Origin of the sequence: Streptomyces hygroscopicus (assembly GCF_026168105.1) — a bacterium.
GTDB lineage: Bacteria > Actinomycetota > Actinomycetes > Streptomycetales > Streptomycetaceae > Streptomyces > Streptomyces hygroscopicus_D.
Genome location: NZ_LBMW01000060.1, coordinates 1 through 19,434 on the forward strand (window position 1 = coordinate 1; position 19,434 = coordinate 19,434).

General features: G+C 70.3%; 20 protein-coding genes and 1 pseudogene. 2 read left to right on the top strand and 19 right to left on the bottom strand.

Features of this window, described 5'->3' with window-relative positions:
• Positions 1-96: pseudogene (locus AAW14_RS34650) on the top strand (alkyl hydroperoxide reductase); the annotation flags it as partial.
• 72 nt (positions 97-168) lie between these two features.
• On the opposite strand, the gene AAW14_RS34655 reads toward AAW14_RS34650, so the two are convergent.
• The 4 genes from AAW14_RS34655 to AAW14_RS34670 form a co-directional block, all read right to left on the bottom strand.
• Positions 169-1,479 (bottom strand): AI-2E family transporter, encoded by a 1,311-nt coding sequence (locus tag AAW14_RS34655; RefSeq protein WP_265568418.1) that lies wholly within the window; start codon positions 1,477-1,479, stop codon positions 169-171.
• Positions 1,480-1,653: 174 nt separating this feature from the next.
• The gene (locus AAW14_RS34660; RefSeq protein ID WP_265568419.1) at positions 1,654-2,349 is read right to left on the bottom strand and encodes a transglycosylase SLT domain-containing protein; all 696 of its coding nucleotides are present in this window, start codon (positions 2,347-2,349) and stop codon (positions 1,654-1,656) included.
• A 417-nt stretch (positions 2,350-2,766) separates the two neighbouring features.
• Entirely contained in the window at positions 2,767-4,092 is a 1,326-nt protein-coding gene (locus AAW14_RS34665) for a PhoH family protein (RefSeq protein ID WP_265568420.1), read from the bottom strand.
• Positions 4,093-4,534: 442 nt separating this feature from the next.
• The gene (locus AAW14_RS34670) at positions 4,535-5,308 is read right to left on the bottom strand and encodes an isoprenyl transferase (protein WP_265568421.1); all 774 of its coding nucleotides are present in this window, start codon (positions 5,306-5,308) and stop codon (positions 4,535-4,537) included.
• Positions 5,309-5,911: 603 nt separating this feature from the next.
• Between AAW14_RS34670 and AAW14_RS34675 the strand changes: the two genes are divergently transcribed.
• Entirely contained in the window at positions 5,912-6,247 is a 336-nt protein-coding gene (locus AAW14_RS34675) for a DUF192 domain-containing protein (protein ID WP_265568422.1), read from the top strand.
• A 190-nt stretch (positions 6,248-6,437) separates the two neighbouring features.
• On the opposite strand, the gene AAW14_RS34680 is transcribed toward AAW14_RS34675, so the two are convergent.
• The 15 genes from AAW14_RS34680 to cpaB all read right to left on the bottom strand — a co-directional run bounded on the left by AAW14_RS34680 (position 6,438) and on the right by cpaB (position 19,425).
• Positions 6,438-7,208, bottom strand: a complete 771-nt coding sequence (locus tag AAW14_RS34680; protein ID WP_265568423.1) for a class I SAM-dependent methyltransferase — start codon at positions 7,206-7,208, stop codon at positions 6,438-6,440.
• Between the two features lie 194 nt (positions 7,209-7,402).
• The gene (locus tag AAW14_RS34685) at positions 7,403-8,275 is read right to left on the bottom strand and encodes an LLM class flavin-dependent oxidoreductase (RefSeq protein ID WP_265568424.1); all 873 of its coding nucleotides are present in this window, start codon (positions 8,273-8,275) and stop codon (positions 7,403-7,405) included.
• A gap of 40 nt (positions 8,276-8,315) precedes the next feature.
• Complete coding sequence (locus AAW14_RS34690; protein WP_265568425.1) at positions 8,316-8,891, bottom strand: dihydrofolate reductase family protein; 576 nt, start codon at positions 8,889-8,891, stop codon at positions 8,316-8,318.
• 100 nt (positions 8,892-8,991) lie between these two features.
• Entirely contained in the window at positions 8,992-9,636 is a 645-nt protein-coding gene (locus AAW14_RS34695) for an OmpA family protein (protein WP_265568426.1), read from the bottom strand.
• A gap of 7 nt (positions 9,637-9,643) precedes the next feature.
• On the bottom strand, positions 9,644-10,234 hold the full coding sequence (locus AAW14_RS34700; RefSeq protein WP_265568427.1) for a hypothetical protein: 591 nt from the start codon (positions 10,232-10,234) through the stop codon (positions 9,644-9,646).
• Between the two features lie 15 nt (positions 10,235-10,249).
• Positions 10,250-10,858, bottom strand: a complete 609-nt coding sequence (locus tag AAW14_RS34705) for a pilus assembly protein TadG-related protein (protein WP_265568452.1) — start codon at positions 10,856-10,858, stop codon at positions 10,250-10,252.
• On the bottom strand, positions 10,855-11,067 hold the full coding sequence (locus tag AAW14_RS34710; RefSeq protein WP_265568428.1) for a hypothetical protein: 213 nt from the start codon (positions 11,065-11,067) through the stop codon (positions 10,855-10,857). The genes AAW14_RS34705 and AAW14_RS34710 overlap by 4 nt, the downstream gene beginning before the upstream one ends.
• 111 nt (positions 11,068-11,178) lie before the next feature.
• Positions 11,179-11,931 (bottom strand): response regulator transcription factor, encoded by a 753-nt coding sequence (locus AAW14_RS34715; RefSeq protein WP_265568429.1) that lies wholly within the window; start codon positions 11,929-11,931, stop codon positions 11,179-11,181.
• The gene (locus AAW14_RS34720; RefSeq protein WP_265568430.1) at positions 11,924-13,303 is read right to left on the bottom strand and encodes a sensor histidine kinase; all 1,380 of its coding nucleotides are present in this window, start codon (positions 13,301-13,303) and stop codon (positions 11,924-11,926) included. The genes AAW14_RS34715 and AAW14_RS34720 overlap by 8 nt, the downstream gene beginning before the upstream one ends.
• Entirely contained in the window at positions 13,300-14,190 is an 891-nt protein-coding gene (locus tag AAW14_RS34725) for a DUF5936 domain-containing protein (RefSeq protein ID WP_265568431.1), read from the bottom strand. Before AAW14_RS34725 ends, AAW14_RS34720 begins: the two co-directional genes overlap by 4 nt.
• A gap of 13 nt (positions 14,191-14,203) precedes the next feature.
• Positions 14,204-15,151 carry a type II secretion system F family protein gene (locus tag AAW14_RS34730; RefSeq protein WP_265568432.1) on the bottom strand — a complete coding sequence of 316 codons (948 nt, stop codon included), beginning with the start codon at positions 15,149-15,151 and terminating at the stop codon, positions 14,204-14,206.
• Positions 15,152-15,176: 25 nt separating this feature from the next.
• Positions 15,177-16,517: a CpaF family protein gene (locus AAW14_RS34735; protein WP_265568433.1), complete on the bottom strand. Its 1,341-nt coding sequence runs from the start codon at positions 16,515-16,517 to the stop codon at positions 15,177-15,179.
• Positions 16,518-16,648: 131 nt separating this feature from the next.
• A complete protein-coding gene (locus tag AAW14_RS34740; RefSeq protein WP_265568434.1) occupies positions 16,649-17,038 on the bottom strand; it encodes a TadE/TadG family type IV pilus assembly protein in 390 nt (129 codons plus the stop codon).
• Positions 17,035-18,651, bottom strand: a complete 1,617-nt coding sequence (locus tag AAW14_RS34745) for an AAA family ATPase (protein WP_265568435.1) — start codon at positions 18,649-18,651, stop codon at positions 17,035-17,037. The genes AAW14_RS34740 and AAW14_RS34745 overlap by 4 nt, the downstream gene beginning before the upstream one ends.
• 60 nt (positions 18,652-18,711) lie before the next feature.
• Positions 18,712-19,425 carry a Flp pilus assembly protein CpaB gene (gene cpaB / locus AAW14_RS34750; protein WP_265568436.1) on the bottom strand — a complete coding sequence of 238 codons (714 nt, stop codon included), beginning with the start codon at positions 19,423-19,425 and terminating at the stop codon, positions 18,712-18,714.
• Positions 19,426-19,434: the final 9 nt, after the last annotated feature.

The following is a 19,434-nucleotide window of genomic DNA, read 5'->3' on the forward strand; positions in this document are numbered from 1 at the left end:
CTGGACCGTGAGGTCATCCAGGAGGCCTTCAAGATCGCTTCGGTGATCCAGGCCGTCGGCGTGACGCTGGACGCGGAGGCGGTCCTCGCCGAGTAACGGCTCATCCGCCGCAAGGGGCCTGCCCCCCAGCCCGAGGCTGGGGGGCAGGCCCCTTGCGTCATGCCCGCGCTAGGCGGAGGGCGGTTCGGCCACCGCCGGTTCAGCCGGTCCCGCCGGTGCCGCATCCCGCTCCACGACGTCGTACTGCTGCGGTGGCGTGATACCCGCGTACGTGCGCAGATAGCCCACCACCGTGTTGGACACCGCCACCAGCGGCACCGCCACCACGGCCCCGCCGATCCCCGCGACGATCCCGCCTGCCGTCACCGACAGCACCACCGCCAGTGGATGGACCCGGACCGCCCGGCCCAGGATGAACGGCTGCAGGATGTGGCCCTCGATCTGCTGGACGGCCAGCACCACGAGCAGCGTCATGATGGCGGTGAAGACGCCCTGCGTCACCAGCGCGACCACCACCGCCAGCGCGCCCGACGCCACCGCGCCCACCAGCGGGATGAAGGAGAAGAGGAAGATGAAGACGGCGAGGGGCACGGCCATCGGGACGTTCAGGAAGTAGATCCCCAGGCCGATGAAGATCGCGTCTATCAGAGCCACGATCACCGTGCCGCGGACATAGGCCGTCAGCGTGCGCCATGCCCGCGGGCCCGCGCCCGCCACCCCCGGCCGGGCCGCCGTCGGCACCAGCTTCAGCGTCCATTCCCAGATGCGGCGGCCGTCGTAGAGCAGGAAGAGGGTGGAGAACATCGTCAGGAGGATGCCGGTCAGCGCCTCCACGATGACCGTGACGCCCTCCAGACCCGCCGATGTGATCTGGTCCGTGTTCGCCCCGATCGCGTCCCGCAAGTTCTTCGCGATCTCGTTGATCTGCTTGTCCGTGACATGGAAGGGGCTGTTCAGCAGCCACTTCCGCAGCTCGTCGATGCCGTTCTGGACCTGGTTGGAGAGCGAGTCGATGTTCTCCATGACCTGCCAGGTCACGAACCAGCCGATAAGAGCCATGACGACGAAGCCGAGGATCGCGGTCAGCGCGGTCGCGAGCCCCCTCGGCACACCGAGACGTTTCAGCCTGGCCACGGTCGGCTGCAGCAGCGCCGTGATGAGCAGCGCACACACGAAGGCCAGCACCACCAGCTGTACGGCGCTGATCACCCGCATCAGCACCCAGACTGTGCCGGCGAGGACGAGCAACCGCCAGCCCGCCTCGGCCGCGACTCGTACGCCCCACGGCACCGCCTCGACGGGTTGCGGGCGCACGTGGACGGCGGGTGCGTACGCCGGAGGCGGCGGGACCAGGTCCGGTGCCGGAGGGGGCTCGGGGTCGGTGTGCTTCTCGACCTCGGCGCGGCGTTCGTCCAGCCGCTCCCCCATCTGGGTCAGTCCGGCCCCGAGTCGGGCGAGCCACCCTGGCACTTCTGACATGATCCGTCCTCTTCCCCCGCGTCCCCGGGTGCTCCCCACCACTCCCCCCTGGAGTCGTCGGTTCCGACCGTACATGGCGAGGGCCGACGGCCGGTAAAAACGGCCGAAGCCCCTCACCCTTAGACGGTGAGGGGCTTCGTGAGGTTGAGCTGCCGCGCATGGCGGCTCCACGGCTCAGTACCAGCTGTTGGCCTGCCAGAACGACCAGGCCTGGCACGGGCTGCCGTACCGGCTGTTCATGTAGTTGAGGCCCCACTTGATCTGCGTGGCCGGGTTGGTCTGCCAGTCGGAGCCGACGGACGACATCTTGGAGCCCGGCAGGGCCTGGAAGAGGCCGTACGCACCGGAGGACGCGTTGACCGCCTGGTAGTTCCAGCTGGACTCGTGGTCCACGATGTTGCTGAAGCACTGGAACTGATCGCCCGCCACCAGCTGACGGGCCATCGCCTGGATCTGCGCGACGGTGTAAGAGCCCTGGACCGGGAAGCTGGACACGTCACGGGTCGAGTCGCGGCTGGCCTTGGTCTCGGCCTCCTGGCGCGCCTTGGCGTCCGCCTCGGCCTTCGCCGCCGCCTTCTGCTTGGCTACGGCGTCCGCGGCAGCCTGCTTGCGGGCGGCCGCCTCGGCGTCCTTCTTGGCGCTCGCGTCGGCGGCAATGGCCTGCGCGTCGGCCTGCTGAGTCAGGGAGGCGGTCTGCACCTGCGCCTGTTGACCCGCGGGTATGTCCGCGAGGAGCGTGGTGTCGCTTGCCGTCGGCTCGGCGTCGTTGGTCTGGGCGGTGCTGCCCGAGGCAACTCCGACGACGCTCCCGACAGCGGTGACCGCCGTGGCCGAGGCCACTGCGAATCCCCGGACCGAAATCCGGCTCACACGGTTTTCCTTCCAGCATCGTCCGCTTCGGTGACCCTGGCGGACGCAATCGTGCCCCTGACGCTGGCCTCCCAACTGCGGGGTCACGGGAGGCACGGGCCCGGTGGGCAACCCCCGTAACGGGAGCGCCGCGTGGTGCTCGGGCGGCATACGACAGCTCTATGGAGTTCTGGATGGTTCTAGTTGTGCCGTACCGCTGGGGGTACCGGTGTGTCGTATGCGGGGCCTGACAGGAATGAGACTCTGCCGTAATACGGCGCCGGGAGGCAATTCCGCGCTGAGTGTGAAAGCTCACACCTCGTTTGGCCCAACGGATTCATGGAAACTACCGCACACCAAGGCGCCGCCCGGCTAGGCTCTTGGCCTTTGCCGGGCGGCGCCAACCGACGGGTAACCACCTCAGGTTGAACAGATGGTTCAGATCTGACCGTCCTCCAGCATTTCGGTCACAAGGGCAGCAATCTGGGACCTCTCGGACCGTGTGAGGGTGACGTGCGCGAAGAGCGGATGCCCCTTCAGCTTCTCCACCACGGCGACGACTCCGTCGTACCGGCCCACCCGCAGGTTGTCCCGCTGGGCCACGTCATGGGTGAGAACCACCCGTGAGTTCGCGCCGATTCGGGACAGAACGGTCAACAGGACGTTCCGTTCGAGCGACTGGGCCTCGTCCACGATCACAAAGGCGTCGTGGAGGGAGCGGCCGCGGATGTGGGTGAGCGGCAGGACCTCCAGCATCCCGCGCGCGGTGACCTCTTCGATGACCTCGCGGCTGGTGACCGCGGACAGCGTGTCGAACACCGCCTGCGCCCAAGGGCTCATCTTCTCGGCCTCGGTGCCGGGCAGATAGCCGAGCTCCTGCCCGCCCACCGCATACAGCGGCCGGAAGACCATCACCTTCTGGTGCTGCCTGCGCTCCAGCACCGCCTCCAGACCCGCGCACAGCGCGAGCGCCGACTTGCCGGTGCCGGCCCGGCCGCCCATCGACACGATCCCGACGTCCGGGTCCAGCAGCAGGTCGAGGGCGATCCGCTGTTCCGCGCTGCGGCCCTTGATACCGAACGCCTCCCGGTCCCCGCGCACGAGTCGGACGTCGCCCTCCGCCGTGACACGGCCGAGCGCCTTGCCCCGCTCCGACTGGATGGTCAGGCCGGTGTGCACCGGCAGACCGGTGGCCTCGGAAACGTGGACGTGCCCGTCCTCGAACAGGATGTCCACCTGTTCGGCCGACAGGGTCAGTTCGGACATCCCGGTCCAGCCGGAGGAATCCGTGATGGCAAGTTCGGCGCGGTACTCCTCGGCGAGGAGGCCCACGGAGGAGGCCTTGATCCTCAGCGGGAGGTCCTTCGACACGACCGTGACGTCGAACCCCTCCGCCTGCAGGTTGCGGGCGACCGCGAGGATGCGGGAGTCGTTGTCCCCCAGGCGGTAGCCGGTGGGCAGCACGCTGGGGTCCGAGTGGTTGAGCTCGACCCGGAGTGTCCCGCCGAGGTCCCCGATCGGGATGGGGGCGTCGAGTCGGCCGTACCGCACCCGGTAGTCGTCGAGCAGGCGCAGGGCCTGCCGGGCGAAATAACCGAGTTCGGGATGGTGCCGCTTGGCCTCCAGCTCCGTGACCACGACGACCGGCAGCACAACCTCGTGCTCGTCGAAGCGGCTCATGGCGTTCGGGTCGGCCAGCAGGACGCTGGTGTCGAGAACATAGGTGCGCCGGTCTGGCTTGTGGCGCTTTGCGCTGGTCACCACGGAAGGACGTACCCCCTCGGATGAGGTCGGGGAGCGACGAGAAGGGAATCCGGGAGGGCCGGCGGGAAGACCACCACGAGCGCGGGCGGGAAGAAGGCCGCGAGGGCGGGCGGAAGGAAGACGGCCGGTTGCCGACCGCGGTCCGCGGGCCGGAAACCGGCCCTCCGCTGCTTCCTCCGTGCAGTGACCGCACGGTCGGGCTGGTGCAAAGGGCCTCCCGGGCGGACGGCCCCGAGCCGTCCGCTGAGATACGACGCCCGTGGTTCGGGTGTCGACCTGCTTGGCTTATGCCCTCGAACACGCGCTGCCATGCCAGGGCATATGACGGCGCGCCGGTGAACTCCTTGTGACATGTGCGCCCGAACGGGTGAGGAACGGGTGATGTCCGGCGCGGCGTGCCCGGGTGCTCCGACGCCGGTGCACGGCCATCCCGACGGGGTCGTCAGCCGCCGTAACGGCGGTGTCGCGCCGCGTAGTCGCGCAGCGCGCGCAGGAAGTCGACCTTGCGGAAGGCCGGCCAGAAGACCTCGCAGAAGTAGTACTCCGAATGGGCCGTCTGCCACAGCATGAAACCGGACAGCCGCTGTTCGCCACTCGTACGAATCACCAGATCGGGGTCGGGCTGGTCACTCGTGTAGAGGTGTCTGCCGATCATGTCGATGTCGACGGAGTCGGCGAGGTCCTCCATCGAGGTGCCCTTGTCCTGGGCGTCGAGGAGCATGGAGCGGACGGCGTCGGCGATCTCCTGGCGGCCGCCGTAGCCGATGGCCACGTTGACGAGTATCCCGTCCCTGTGGGCGGTGGTCTCCTCGGCTCCCTTGAGGACGGCCTGCATCTGCGGCGGCAGCAGGTCGAGCGCACCCACGTGGTGCACCCGCCAGCGGCCGTCGGCGGCGAGGGAGCGGACGACGTCCTCGATGATCCCGAGGAGCGGGACCAGCTCCTCCTTCGGCCGGTCGAAGTTGTCCGTCGACAGCAGCCAGAGCGTGACGACCTCGACGTCCGTCTCGGCACACCAGCCGAGGAACTCCTCGATCTTGTCGGCGCCGGCCCGGTGGCCCTGCGCGGCGGTGGAGCCCGCCGCCTTCGCCCAGCGGCGGTTGCCGTCCATGATGACGCCGATGTGCTTGGGCACCTGAGCGTGGTCCAGGTGGCCCTCCACCCGGCGTGCGTACAGCCTGACCAGCAGGCCGCGCAGCTTGTCGCGCAGGTTCACGTGAAGTCAGCCCCTCCGTGCGGATCAGACAGGTGCGGGCGTGCGCGATCCCGTCAGATGGCGGTCCCCGAAGGGGAAGCCTACCCCTGGAGCACCTCTGCACCGCCAAGGGGTGTCAGCGCCCTGTCCGGGGTTCGTAGCCGTGAACGCGGGCCCCACGGGCCCGGGGTTTCGGGGCTGCACACACGTGCTGGCCCCCCCCCGGGGCGTCGCACGCCGCGAGGGCGCCGGGCACTCGGCGGGCGGGCCTGGCTGAGCGTACGGGCCCGACGGGAAAGAAAAACGGGCCGGTCCGTGGGGGGGAGACGGACCGGCCCGAGGGGGGGCTTCCACCATAACCCTTCGTAAGGTCTGGCGCGTGCATCGGCGTGAAACAACTACTCTCCGAAATCGTTCGGCGACGCGACGGTGATCCCGGAAGCGTTCATTCAGGGCGTGATCATGGCTGGATCACAGGTGATTCAAAGGGAATCTGACCGAATCCTGAGGTATCCAAGGGATTTGAGCCATGTTGCGGGTCGCTCGGTGACATGTCCCGGCGTACTCCCAGTGGGTGACACGCCAGGGAACGTCGACTTGACGCCAGTCGCTAACTTCTGAGTCATGGCGACGTTCACGACGGCGCAGACGCCCGCTCCCGTCCCCCTGGAGATCGCCCGGTCGGCACGGGCCCGGCGGCGGGGGCTGCTCGGGCGCGACGGAGTGGCGGGGGCGCTGCTGCTGAGTCCGGCGAGCGCGGTCCACACACTGGGGATGCGGTTCGCGATCGACGTCGCCCATCTGGACCGGAGCTTGCGTGTCATTGCGGTACGGACGATGCGGCCGGGGCGGATCGGTCTGCCCCGCCTGCGCGCCCGTCATGTGCTCGAGGCGGAGGCGGGGTCGATGGAGCGGTGGGGGATACGGCGCGGGGTGCGGATCGCCGTGCTGGAGACCTGACGGAGCGTCGGCGCGGTGCGCATGACACCGCGCAGCCCCCTCCACTGCGCGATGCCGCCCGCGCAGCTTTGCTTACGCGAATAACCTTGGTCCGAACTTACGTGAGCCATGCGGGTGATGCGAGCCGCACTCCATAACGATGTGGAAACCCCGGGGTGCGGCTGTCTCATCATCCGGACACCCGTCCCGCCTAGGCGTCCGGTTTGCGCGCCTCGATCAGGAAGCGGGTGCTGTGGGCGACGAACGGCCCCTCGGACTCGATCAGCTCGTGCAGGGACCGCAGCCGCGGTTCGTACCGCTCCACGGTGAAACCCGGCACCATCCAGATCACCTTGCGCAGGAAGTGGACGACGGCGCCGATGTCGTGGAACTCCATGCGCAGGCGGGCCTCCTGGAGGCCGACGACCTCCAGACCGGCCGCTTCGGCCTCGTCCCGCGCGAGCCCGGGGTCGCGTGCGGTGCGGACCTCCTCCGGCTGCGGCCCGAGGAAGTACTCGACGACCTCGAAGGCGCTGGCCGGGCCGACCTGCTGGGAGAGGTAGGTGCCGCCCGGGCGCAGAACGCGGGCGATCTCCTGCCAGTACGTCCGCACCGGGTGCCGGCTGGTGACGAGGTCGAAGGCGGCGTCCGCGAACGGCAGCGGGACGTCCTCGGGCGAGGCGACGACCACGGCGCCGCGCGGATGGAGCAGGGCGGTGGCCCTCGCGACGTTCGGCGGCCAGCCCTCGGTGGCGACGGTGAGCGGGGGCAGCAGCGGGGCGGAGGCCAGGACCTCACCTCCCCCGGTCTGGACGTCGAGCGCGGCGCGGGCGTGCGCGAGCCGCTCGGCCATCCGGCGCGCGTATCCCCACGGGGGCCGCTCCTCCGTGGCCCGGCCCTCGAACCAGGAGAAGTCCCAGCCGTCGACGGGGGCCTCCTCGGCCTCCCGGACGAGGTCTTCGAAGGCGGGGCGGGTGGTCATACGACGATCTTCCAGGGGCCGGGGCCGCAAGGCGAACGAATTTCGTTCGGAGCGGGGCGGGTGTGCACGCGTGCGACGGACCGGCCACCGCGTCCGGGCGGACAGGCCTGCGCCGGTTGTGCCGATGGGGCAGGAACAGGACAAACCCGCCCGGGTCCCAGACACCTGTCCGAACGCGCCACCTCCCGCCTCGGCTACGGCACCAGCGGGCGTACCTCGTGGGCCGCGAAGCGTATGAAGGCCTCCGGGTCCGGCTCGTCCGCGGTCGGCTGGAGGATCACCGTGTCGGCGCCCGCGTCGGCGAGCCGCTGGACGGCCTTGGCGACCGCGTCCGCGTCCCCCGCCACCCCGTGTTCCGGCACCGGGTCCTCCCGGTTCGCCTCGATCTCGGCGCGCAGCCGGGCGGCGGCGTCCGGGCCCGTGGCCGTGTGGAGGTAGACGACGACATGGTGCGGATCGGTGCGCCCCGCCGACTCCCGCCCCTCGTCGATGAGTTGACGGGCCCGTCGTACGCCCTCCGGTGCCGTGGCCGCGGTCAGGATCGTGCCGTCCGCCGCCTCCCCGGACAGGCGCAGCGAGCGCGGCCCGGTCGCCCCGGCGAGAAGGCGGACCGTCTGAGCGGGCGGCCAGTCCAGAGCGACGCCGTCCAGCTTCACGTACCGCCCGTCGGTGGTGACGCGCTCGCCGCGCAGCAGCGCCCGCAGGGCGTCGAGGTACTCGCGCAGCAGCGTCAGGGGCGACTCGGCGCGGACGCCGACCTGTCCCATCCAGCTCTGCACGCCATGCCCCACGCCGAGGATCGGCCGCCCGGGGAACAAACGCTCCAGCGTGGCGGTCTCCATCGCGGTGAGCGCGACGTTCCGAAGCGGCACCGGCAGCAGTCCGACGCCCACCCGCAGCCGCTCGGTCCAGGCCAGCGCGGCGGACGCGGCGGAGATCCCTCCCTCCAGGAAGCAGTCCTCCCACAGCCACAGCTCGTCGAGGCCCGACTCGTCCGCGAGCCGCGCGATGGAGCGCAGCCGCTCGGGAGGCAGTTGGGGCCGGAACACAGCACCGAGTCCAGTCATACGGTCTTCCTAGCGGGCCCGCCCGGGAGGGACAACACATTTAATGGCCGCCCGGGCGAGGGCGCTCGTAGTGCAGGAGAACCACACCGTTGCCGAATCTGCGGGACTCCAGCAGGCGGAGGGCGGTCAGGTCGTCGGTCTCCGGAAACAGGCGCTGGCCGCGGCCGACGAGGATCGGATGGACGTACACCCGGAACTCGTCGACGAGGTCGAGCCGCAGGAAGTCGGCCGCGAGGTCGGCGCCGCCGAGCGCGAGGTCGCCGCCGTCCTGCGCCTTGAGCGCGAGGATGTCGTCCACGACGACGTCCCGGACGATGGTGGTGTGCCAGTCGGCGTGCTGCAAGGTCCGGGAGAACACGACCTTCGGCATGTTCCGCCAGATCCGGGCGAACTCGACCATGGGTCCCGTGGAGTGCGGATCGGCGTCGGCGGTGGGCCAGAAACCGGCCATGAGCTGGTAGGTCACGCGCCCGTTGAGGAAGGCGCCCATCTCCTTCAGCACGTCGTTGAAGTGCTGGTGCAGTTCGTTGTCGACCAGGTGCCAGTCGATCTCGCGGTTCGGGCCCTCGATATAGCCGTCCAGGGAGATGGACATCATCAGGACGATCTTTCTCATGGCAGCTCCCGGTTCCGACGCCGGCCTACTGAACCCCATGAGCATCGCGCAGCCGCGCCACGTCGGCGGGGAGGCGGCACCGGGAGTTCGGCCGCCGTGCTCAGCCTCCTGCGGCGGCCCCCGAGTTCGAGGGCGACTCCCCCCTCGGGAAGGACACCTCCACGCGGCGGTTCTTGCGGCGGCCCTCCTCCGTGGAGTTGTCGGCGATCGGGTAGTCCTCGCTGTAGCCGCGCACCTCGAAGGTGAAGTTCCCGCCGAGGCTCGCGGCCAGCTGGTCGTGGACCGCCTCCGCACGCTGCTTGGAGAGGACCAGGCCGTGGGCGTACGTGCCGAGGTTGTCGGTGAAGCCGAAGACGCGGACGTTCGTGGCGTTCTGTTTCTTGATCTCGTCCGCGATGGCGGTGATACGGGAACGGGCCTCCGGGTTCAGCTTGGCGCTGTCCTTGGGGAACAGCACCTCGGCCTGGAGCGCGAAGGTGACGTTCTCGTTCGTGTCCGTCCGCCGCTCCTCACCGCCGAGGTCCTCCACGACGGATTTGATGTCCAGCACCTTGGCGGGCGCGAGGGTGGCCCCGGGGGCAAGCTTCAGGCCCGGGCTGGTGGGGTCGACGGAGGGGGGCGGGGAGGTGGTGACGGTGCCGGGCGGCGCGCTCGGACCGTTGGCGGCGGCGGCCCGGGGCACGCCGATCAGGGCGAGGAGGGTGACCGCCGTGAGTGCGGTGGCGGTACGGGGGGCGAGGGCCATGGTCACCTCATCCCTGCGAGATCTCGATGGAGGCCGGGGGCATGGCGCCGACCTGGAAGTCGACCTGGTTGGTGCCCTCGGGTGGGGCGGGGAACTGGGCGAACCACTGCGCCGTCCCGCCGTCTTTGACGCCGCCCGTGAACTGCGTGCAGAGGCAGCGGCCCACGGTGTCCCGGAGGATGAAGTACCTCTTCTTGCCCTTCGCGTCGACCAGGGTCGCTCCTGCGACGGACCCGCCGTTCCGGGCCAATTCCTGCTCGTCGCCGCGCCAGTTCGCCGCGACCCAAAGGGTGCCCGTGTTGTTCGTGACCGTCCCCTCGACGGTCACGAAGCCGCCGCTCTTCCGCTCGGCCGAGGTGACCGTCAGCGTCAGTCCGTTCTCCCCTTTGACCTCGGCGAGCACCTTGTCGGACTGGGGGGCCTGGGACTCCTTCTGATCACTGCCTCCGCTCCGTGCGGGAGCGGAGGAAGCCGCCGCACCCTTGTCCGACGTTCCGCCGCCTCCCCCACCGCAGCCGGCCACCGTGAGGAGCAGCCCGGTCGTGACCGCTACAGCGCTCAACGCCCTGCGGCCCTTCATGGTGTGCCGAAAGTCCATCGGTACGGCTTCCTTTCATTCGGCCAGATGCACAGAGAACAGCACGGACGCGTCAGGAAGGTCGCCCGATTGGAAGTGACTGGGGTCGATGTTGACGAGTTGGCCACCGCAGTTCAGCTGTAGGGGCTTCTTCGGGTCGGCGTTCCGGGCGAAGGCACAGCGCGGTTGGATGACGGCGGTGGCCACCGCCCTGGCGTGTTGGGTCTCGGTGCCCGGAATGATGGACTTCCCGACCGTGTACCGGGTCTCGATCGCGACCCGATAGCCGGGGTAGCCGTTCACGGTGGTGGGGACCGCCCCACCCGGTACGGTCGCATCGTTGTCGTTGGCGAGCCGTTCGGCCGCGGCGGTAGCCCCGGTCCCCTCGAACTGGCTTCCGTTGAGCCAGTCCAGCCAGTGGTCGTCATGGCCGATGGCATCCTGCAGACGCGTCATCAACTCCGTGCGGGAGTCCTGCGCGGCGGCCAACGCCGCTGCGTCCGCCGCGGACTGGGCTCCATTGCGGGCGGACGCCGCCTGGGCGAAGACGAAGAAGGCGAGCGCGGCGAACAGCAGGATCCCCGTCAGCCAGATGTAGAGGGGGAGCGTCTGTCCGCGGTCGTCCAGCCGGTGTGGGGCGGTCAGCCGCCGATGACGTTGTTCACGGCGCGCATGATCGCTCCCGAGATCGCGCCGTCCAGCCCCAGCCCATGAATCATCGTGAAGATGCTCGCGACGATGATCATCAGTCCGGCGTACTCCACGAACCCGGCCCCGGCGTCCCGCCCGGCCCCCCGCATCCGGGAGACCACGGTGCGTCCCCAGGCTCCCGCCCTGCGCCTCGCCTTTGCCATCACGGCCCCTGCCCTCCCGCCCGATGCGACTGGCACCAACCCATGCACCGTACGTGAAACTTCCTTTACTCCGAGTGGGTCCAGGGGCCCAACTTCGCCGGCCCAAGGAGGTCATCGGCCCCACCCCTCTCGCGCGGTGCCGAGCCAGTGGGCGATCGCTTCGCTGCGCGAAGAGCTGTGCAGCTTTGCGAAGATGCGATTGATGTGATTCTTGACCGTCTTCTCGCTGATGAAGCAGGCGGCGGCGATCTGCCGGTTGTTCATACCGGATGCAATGAGATCCATGACCTCCACCTCCCTTGAGCTCAGACCGAAGTCCAGCCACGCTGCGGCACGGCGCCGCGAACTCCCCGCACGGCCGGGCCGAGCCATCGACGACTGTGACACAACAGGTTGCAGGTGCGAAGAAGTTTCCTTCGGTTCGTAGGAAACGCCGAACGAGGACGAGACACGGGCGGCGGACCGGGTCGCCGTCGGCCGGCCCTCCCTCACCGCTCGTACGGCGGTGATCAGTTCTGCCGTCGTGAACTCCCCGTGGACCAGGTAGCCGGAGGCGCCGCGGCGAAGGGCCTCCGTCACCACCTCGGGTTCCCGGCTGTACGTCAGCATCATCACGGGCGCCACGCGGGCCAGTTCCGGCAGTGCGGTCAGGCCGTCCGTGCCGGGCATGCGGACGTCCAGGAGGACCACGTCGGGCCGGTGCCGGGTTGCCAGGGCGAGCGCCTGTCCGCCGTCCGCGGCCTCCGCCACCACATCGATATCGGCGTGGACGGAGAGCAGGGCGGTCAGACCCGCTCGTACGACCGGGTTGTCGTCGGCCACGAGGACGCGCAGCGGCGGGCCGGGAAGTGCCTGGTCAGGCATGGGCGGCCTCCTCTTGGGGAGCGTGGGGGGCGGTCGCGGGGACAGGGACGTGCAGATGGACCTCGGCGCCGCCCAGCGGGGAGCGGCCCAGACGGAGGCGGCCGCCCAGGGACGCGGCGCGTTCGGTCATACCCAGCAGACCGAAGTGGCCGGTTTTCGCCAGATCCCCGGGGGCGGCGTCCGGGGGCAGACCGACACCGTTGTCCGCGATCCGCAGATCGAAGGCGGCGTTGCCGGTCGAGGCGGATTCGGTCGAGTGGGGTTCGGTCGGGTGGGGTTCGGTCGCGTCGAGGTCGGTCACGTCGTGGCCGGTCGCCTCGAGGTCGATTCGTACATGGGTCGCGTGAGCGTGGCGGTGGGCGTTCTCCAGCGCCTCCGTGACGATCGCGAGTACGTGGTGTGCCGTGGCGTACGGGAGGAGCAGAGGCGCATCCGGTTTGCGCAGGTCCACGTCCCAACCGCTGCGGCCTGCGAACTCCCCGGAGCGAAGCGCGAGTTCCGCGGCGAGGTCCAGATGCGCCGTCGTGAAGTCCGTGTGCCGCCGCAGGTCCGACAGCAGAGCGCGGGACTCGGCCGCCGCCCGGCGCGCCGTACCGGCCACCAGGGTCGCCTGGCGCTTGAGCGTCTCGGGGTCGCACCGGTCCGCCGAGCACGCGAGAGCCTCCGCCGCCAGGGCCAGACCGTGCAGCGTCTTCGCCACCGAGTCGTGCATCTCCCGGGCCAGCCGGGCGCGTTCGGACTCCACGGCCTCCGCCGCCGCGAGCCGGGCGTTGGCCTCGGACAGCGCCTCGCCGGCCGCGCCGACGCGAAACATCAGATTGCGCAGGGTCACGCCGATGATGCCAGCGGCGATGCAGAAGCCGACGACGAGGAGGGTGCTGACACCGGCGCCGGGGCGGTGCTGCCAGGCGCGGAACACGGCGAGGACGACGGCCAGTTGGAGGCCGGTGATGACGCCCGCGCCGCGCCAGCCGTAGAGCAGTCCGGACAGCAGCGGGGTGCACACCGTGGCGTAGGCGAGCGGGGAGGCCGGGGAGGCGGTGAGCAGGAGGGTGGCCACGAACAGCAGATCCAGTGCCATCAGTGTGGGGTGGGCGAGGAGACGGGGGCCGACCCGGTCCCAGTCGCGGAGCACGGCGTACGACCCCATGACGCCCAGGACGGCCGCCGCGAGGGCGGCATGGCGGGGTCCGCCGTGCGGGGCGTGGGCCAGGGCGAAGGGGGCGCCGATGACCACCATGGCGAGGCGCACGGCCACGGTCTGGCGGCAGAGGGCCTGGAGCGCACCCAGCTGGAGGCGGACGCTGGCCGGGGGCGGAGCGTCGTCCTCCAGGTATCCGGGTGTGCGGCGACCGGTGCGGCTGCTCATCATCGGCCCAGAATCGATCCGAAGTTCGTCCCCGAACCCAGGAACATGCCCGTGGCGATCAGGATCATCGTCGCCGGAAGCATGAAGACCAGGGTGACCAGCGTGGCCTTGGGAACCGTCTTGGTCGCGCGACGGCGGGCGTTCTGGGCATCCGTGCGCCGCATGTCCGTGGCCAGCTGGATGAGCGTCTCCGCGATCGGGGACCCGAGCTCCTCCCCCTGCTGCAGGGCGGAGACGAACTGGGCGACCTGCTCCGAGGAGTTGCGCCTGCGCAGTTCGTCGAAGGCCTGTCGGCGGCTGACCCCCATGTCCATCTGGCGCAGGGTGATCCTCAGCTCGTCCGCCCAGGGGCCCTCGTACTTCTCCGCGACCCGGTCCAGTGCCTGACGGAAGCCGAGGCCCGCCGAGACGACGACCGCGAGGACGTCCAGGAAGTCCGGCAGTGTGCGGTCGATGACGTCCTTGCGCTCGCGGATGGCCTGCCAGATCAGGGCGTCGGCGGCGAACATTCCGAAGGCGAAGGTGAAGGCCGCGAAGAGGAGTTGGCCGTTCGTCAGGAAGACCAGGCCCAGGACGAGGCCGAAGATGCCGTACACCGCCCGGCGCGCGGCGTACCGGTGCAGGGTGAGACCGCCCGGGTTGCCCGCCATGTCGATACGGCGGCGTTTCATGTCGACCCGCCGTGGCCCCATCAGACGCAGGACGAGCGGGGCGAAGCGCATACCGAGGCGGTCGACCGCCGAGCCGGCCTTGGAGACGCGGGTGGCGCCCACCTCCAGGGCGAGCGCGAGGTCGCCCGGCAGCTTCGCGTCCGCCCGGATCATCCGGATGCCGAGGAGGACACCCGCGACCGAGACGGCCATCAGCAGGGCGAGGAACAGCGGCAGCATCGTGGTCTCCCCCTCACACTTCGATCTTGCCGAGGCGGCGGATGACGAAGAAGCCGACCGTGTAGAGGCCGAGCGCGAGCAGCACCAGGCCCTGACCGAGCGGGGAACCGGTGACACGGGCGAGGGCTCCGTCGTTCGAGGAGTTGACCAGGATGAGGGAGCCGAGACCGAGCAGCGGCACCGTGAAGGCGGTGGCGTTGACCTCGGAGAGCATCGTGCGGACCTCGCGCCGCGTCTCCTTGCGGTCTTCAAGGGTGTGAGTGAGGTTGCGCAGCGAGCTCACCACCGACCCGCCGGCCTTGTTGGCCAGGACGAGGGTGGTGACCAGCACGATCAGTTCGCGGGAGGGGAGGCGCTCGGCGAGTTCGTCGAGTGCGTCGTCGACCGAGCGGCCCAGCGTCAGCTGGTCGGCGACCCTGGCCAGTTCCTCGCCCGCCGGGGCCTCCAGCTCTTCCGCCGCCATGGCCAGTGCCGTGCGCAGGGCGAGACCGGCGGCCGCGGCGTTGGCCAGCAGGCGTGCCACGTCGGGGAGTTGGTTGATAAAGGCCTCGATGCGCCTCTGTCGCTGCCAGTTGAGGAAGATGGCCGCGCTCCACACACCGACCAGCCCGGCGATCGGGCCGAAGAAGGGAGCCAGCGTCGACGCCGCGATCAGCCACAGCACGACGACGACGGCGGTGACGTAGACGAGGAACTCGCCTGCCGTCAGGTCGAGGCCGGTCGCGGACAGGCGTAGCTGGATGGTGCGGCCCAGTCGGGTGCGGCGCAGCCGGCGGTCGACGCCCACGAAGCGCCGTACACGGCCGGCCGCCGTACGGATCGGGCCCGGCGCGCTGCCGGAGAGCCGGTCGACGAGCGCCTGGCGCTGGGCGCGCCCGGAGGCGTACGCGAGCACGCCGGCCACGGCGAACGTGCCGGTGAGAATGGTGGCGCCGAGGGTGAGGAGGGCGGGGTCGTTCATGGCTCGCTCCTCTCGTGAGCGGGGGTCATCCGAGGGCCTGCCGGGTGTGCAGTACGTCGATGGCCTCCGCGACGCCGAAGGCCGGCGGAAGCGGTTCATTGGCGACGTACAGCTTCTCCGCGACCGGCCGGGGCAGCGGAAGGTGCTCGAAGTGGCCGCGGACCACCCGGTCGGGGCCGAGGGGCCGGGGGACGAAGCGGGAGACGGTGGCGATGCGGAACTGTTCGCGGCCGTGCGACACGACGAGCGCGATCTCCACGACCTTGCGGGAGCCGTCGGCGTAGCGGGCGAGCTGGACGACCACGTCCACCGCGGAGTTGATCTGGTCCTTGAGCGCCTCGAAGGGGATCAGCACCTCGGACATGGAGCCGAGGGTCTGCAGCCTCATCAGCGCGTCCTCCGCCGAGTTGGCGTGGACGGTGGCGAGGGAGCCGTCGTGGCCCGTCGACATCGCCTGCAGCATGTCGAGGGTCTCGCCGCCGCGGACCTCGCCGACGATGATCCGGTCGGGGCGCATTCGCAGACTGTTGCGGACCAGGTCTCGAATGGTGATCCGGCCCTTGCCCTCGACGTTGGGCGGGCGGGACTCGAGGCGGATCACATGCTCCTGCTGGAGCTGGAGTTCGGCGGAGTCCTCGATGGTGATGATGCGCTCGTGGGGCGGGATGAGCCCGGACAGGGCGTTGAGCAGGGTCGTCTTCCCGGAGCCCGTACCGCCGCTGACGATCAGGTTGAAGCGGGCGCGGACGAAGGCGGCCAGCAGCATCAGCATCTGCTCGTCGAGGGAGCCGAGGCCGATGAGTTCGGGGAGCGTGTACGCGCGCGGGAAGCGGCGGATCGTGAGGGTGGGGCCGGTCAGCGCGAGCGGCGGGATGATGACGTTGACGCGTTCGCCGGTGGGGAGCCGGGCGTCGACCATCGGGTTCGACTCGTCGACGCGCCGGTTGACCGTCGAGACGATCCGCTCGATCGTCTGCATCAGCTGTTCGGTGGAGGCGAAGCGCAGCGGGAGCTGTTCGACGCGGCCCGCCCGCTCCACGAAGACCGAGTCCGGGCCGTTCACCATGATCTCGGTGATCGACGCGTCGGCGAGGAGCGGTTCGAGGACACCGAGCCCTAGGGCCTCGTCGACGACCCGCCGGATCAGCTGGGACCGTTCGGCGGAGGAGAGGACGGGCCCCTCCCGGCTGATGATGTGGCCGAGGACGCGCTCCAGGCGGACCCGGCGTTCGGCCGCCGCGAGGCCGGACATCTCGGCGAGGTCGATCTCTTCGAGGAGCTTGGCGCGGTAGACCGCGACGAGGTGCCCGTCCTCGCGGGCGGCTCCGCCGTCGTCGGGGGCGGCGATACGGGAGCGGAGGCTCATACCTGTCGTCAACTCCTCTCTGTCGTGAGATCCGTGTTGTACGGGTCTGCGCTGTACGGGTCTGTGGCGTGCGGATCCGTGCCGTACGGGGCCGTGCCGTACGTGGGTCAGGGGTTGAGGGGTTGAGGGGTTCAGTGATCGGTGGGCATGGTGGCGTGGCGGGTGACTCTCCAGTCGCTCAGGAGGGGGATGACGTTGGGGACATTGACGGTGACGGCGGCGGTGGTGGTGTCGGCGCCCTCCTGCACGGCCGGCTGCGGGTTGAGCCAGCCGCTCACCGCGGCCTGGCCCGCCGCCGCTCCGTCCCGGTGCTGTGAGGCGGCCCGCGCGGCGGCCCGCGCCCCGGACCCGGCCTGGTTGATGCCGTATCCGATGAGGCCGAGCTGGATGGCGGCCATGCCGACGACAAGGAGGATGGGGAGGAAGCCGGCGAACTCGAGCATGGAGACACCGCGGTCGTCCCAGCGACGGCACCGCCGTCCCGGCGGTGTCGCCGCGCGGCGGCGGAGAAGAGCCCTCATCGGCCGTCCCCCTCCAGCGCCGCTCCGGCCGAGCCGTTCACCGGTGGCCAGCCGGGGTTGACCCCGGGGAAGAACAGGGGGACTTTCACCTTGACCGTGGCCTTCATCACCGGACCCGCCGGAGTGCAGCCGATGTCCGCCCCGCTCCAGGCACCCGGCAGATGCTTCGCCCCCGCCGAGCGGCACGCTCCCGTCCAGTCGCCCCCGGCCGCATACGCCGCCGTGGCCGCCCGCGCCGCCTCGTCCGCCGCGTTGCCCGCCAGGGAGTAGGTGTAGCCGTACAGGACGCATTCCCACAGGAGCGCCATCACGACCAGCAGGAGCGGGAACATCCCGGCGAATTCGAGGGTCACCGCGCCCCGGTCGCCGCCTTTGCGCCACAGGCTGAGCGCTCCACGGTCCGACGGCGCCTTCCGCCGCCGGCCGCCCCCTCCCTCCTGCACCGTCACCAGGCCGAGCTCTCCCGCCAGCGCCCACAACGCCTGCTTCACCGTGGAGCGGGCGTCGAGGTCCTGGAGGCGCCCGGCGTCCACGACCGACTGGAGTTCCTTGAAGGCGGCAGGTACAGCGGCCCGGGCCACCCGGGTGCCGGTGACGCGCTCGACGAGTCCCGGCTGGATCTCCGTACCGCGCGAGCGGCGGTTGACGACCGTCAGCGTCTCCTCGGCCTTGCGGATCTGGAGCCGGTCCCACAGGCGCACCATGCGTTTCGCGGCGCGGACCGCGACCACGTCCGGGGTCACGAGGAGCAACGCCTGGTCGGCGACCTCGACGGCGGCTGCGGTGGCGGAGTTCATCTGGGAGCCGCAGTCGACGATCACCACGTCGTGGCGGGAGCGCAGCGCGCCCAGGATCTGGCGGGCCACCCGGTCCGTGACCTCCTCTCCGCGTTCGCCTTCGGCGGGAGCCAGGAGGAGTGCGATACCGCTCTCGTGGGTGTAGACCGCGTCCTGCAGCACCCGCGGATTGATGTCCGTGATCCCGGCGAGGTCGGCGACCGAGCGCCGGAACTGCACGTCGAGGTACGAGGCGATGTCCCCGGACTGCAGGTCCAGGTCGACCAGCGCGACCGTACGGCCCGACGCACGTGCCGCGAGCGCGAGCTGGACGGCCGTGACCGTGGCGCCGACACCACCCTTCGCGCCGGTCACCGCGACCACGGTCCCGCCGGGTCCGGCGTACAGCTCGGGGGTTCCACTGCCCAGATGGCGCCGCATGCCCATCGACCAGGCTGCGGCCGCCTGTACGCGTTCGGCGAGGGTGTCGTAGCCCAGGGGCAGGGTGACGATGCCGCGGGCACCGGAGTCCATCGCGGCCGTGAGCACGCCCGTACTGGTGTCGGAGGTGATCAGGACGACCCCGACCGCCGGGAACCGCATCACCAGGTCACGGATGAGGTCGAGTGCCGGGACCGGCCCGATCCGCTCGTGCACGAGCACGACCTCGGGCAGCTCGTCGAGGGAGTCGCCCGCCAGGTGCGCCAGGGTGTCGAGCAGGGCCGTGGAGTCCGGGACCGGCGCGGCGGGCTCGGCGTCGGGGAGCTGGCCGAGCAGAGTGGCGAGGGCGCGGGCCGCGTCGGGGTCGCCGACGGCGGGGAGGATACGGACGGTCATGGGCCGAACCCCCTGGGGACAGGCCCGCTGCGGGCCGGTACGGACCTCATGCGCGGCCTCCTACTTGTCCTGGTCGAGGGTGTAGGTGCGGTCGCCCGGCGCAACCGTGGTCTCGGAGCCGCCCGCGACCAGGGCGAGCCGGACGTGCTGGGCGAACGACTCGGCGAACGCGACGCGTTGGGCGTCCACCGTGTCGAGCGCGAAGGTGATGGGGACGGCCTCGGTGGCGCTGGTGCGGCGCTGGTCGGTGGACTGGCTGGGATCGAGCGCGGTGAGCTTGCCGACATCCAGGACGCGGGCGTTGGTCACGATGACCTTGGACTCGTCCTTGCTCTTGTCGTTGGCGGCCTTGAAGGTGGCGTAGATGTTGACCCTCGAGCCGGGGTCGATCTTGCCCGCGACGCCGGTCGACGCGTCGATCATGATCGCGATCTCCTGCTGGCCCGGCTGGAGCGCGGGCCGGTCGACGATCATGTCGCTCTGGAGCAGCGACCCTCTCTGCAGCCTGGTCACGGCGATCTTGCCGCGGATCTGCGAGAGACTGGTGACGGCGGTCGCGGACAGCCAGCGCCTGGGCATGGAGACCTGCTCGAACTGGTCCGCCGTGAGCTCCTTGTACGGTGCGATGTCGCTCTTGAGACGGTACGCCGTGACCTCTGGGCCGACCTTCGAGTTCACGTCGTGAATCACCGACAGCACTCCGGCGAAGGCCCCGATGGCGCACAGGGCCGAGAGGACCATCAGGATGACGCCGCGGCGCTGGCGTGAGTTCATGACGCGGAC